This is a genomic window from Bradyrhizobium sp. LA2.1 (assembly GCF_040547725.1).
Classification (GTDB): Bacteria; Pseudomonadota; Alphaproteobacteria; order Rhizobiales; family Xanthobacteraceae; genus Bradyrhizobium; species Bradyrhizobium barranii.
In genome coordinates, this window is record NZ_JBEPQI010000086.1 from 1 (window position 1) to 1,124 (window position 1,124).

At 59.0% G+C, this 1,124-nt stretch carries 1 protein-coding gene; it reads right to left on the reverse strand.

The features are described from left to right. Nucleotides 1–13: 13 nt before the first annotated feature. Entirely contained in the window at nucleotides 14–1,078 is a 1,065-nt protein-coding gene (locus tag ABIB95_RS47335) for an IS630 family transposase (protein ID WP_354249244.1), read from the reverse strand. Nucleotides 1,079–1,124 lie beyond the last annotated feature (46 nt).

The window sequence follows — 1,124 nt, forward strand, 5'->3', positions numbered from 1 at the left end:
CTAGTACCCGGAATCAGAGCTGAGTGATACGGCGGCCTTTGAAGGGGCGTTGACGAACCTTTTTCTTGGTCCAGACGAAGGGCTCGGCTTTGTCATTGTACGCGTTGACGTAGGCATCGATGTGTTCCTGAAGCTGCTTGAGACTTGTGAAGGAGGTGCCGCTAAGTGACTGCCCCTGCAAGATCGAGAACCAGACCTCGACCTGATTGAGCCAGGACGCGCTTGTCGGCGTGAAATGAAATTGCACGTTGGGGTGGGCCTTGAGCCAGTGCTCGTTTTTCTTGTGGGTGTTGAGGTTGTCGAGGATGACGTGAAGCCTTCGGCCCGGAAAGGCCGCGATAACGCCGTTCATGAAGTCGAGGAACTCGACGCGGCGACGGCGTTTTGAATGAGCCGCGATGATCTTTCCGGTGGCGACTTCGAGCGCCGCAAACAATGTCGTAGTGCCATGCCGCTTGTAATCGTGGCTCTGGCCGGTCAAGGCGCGGCCATTGGGCAACTTCAGATAACCCTGCGCTCGCTCTAAAGCCTGGATCGAGGGCTTCTCGTCCACGCATAGCACAATGGCCTTCGCGGGCGGGGCGACGTAGAGGCCAACAACATCGGCGGCTTTGGCCGTAAAGTTCGGATCGTTGCTCTCGCACCAGGACTTGCGAGCCGCGAGGTCAATCTTGTGGCTGCGCAGGAACCGCCAGACATATTGGACGTCAACATTGCCCAGCGCCTCGGCCAGCAGAGGCCCGGTCCAGCGCGCAAACCCTTGCGGGGGCGGCTTATCCAGCAGCTTCAGAATCCGCTTGTCGGTGGCCTTCGTATAAATCGGCTGCTTGCCGGGCCGCGGCCTGTCGTGCAGTCCTTCAAGGCCATGATCGGCATAGCGGTGTCGCCAAAGGCTGACAATCCGCGGCTGGACTCCGACTTCTTTGGCGATCGAGCGGGTGCTGCGCCCGTCCGCCGCCAACAGAACTATCCGCGCCCGCTTCAAATCGCGCTGCAACGTCACCGGCGAGCGACAACACGCCTCAAGCACCGTGCGATCTTTCCGCGAAAGGCGGACTTCTCTTGCTTCAGGGATCATCCATATCTTGAATCACGACTCACGTTCCAAGAAAAGTGGGTACTAG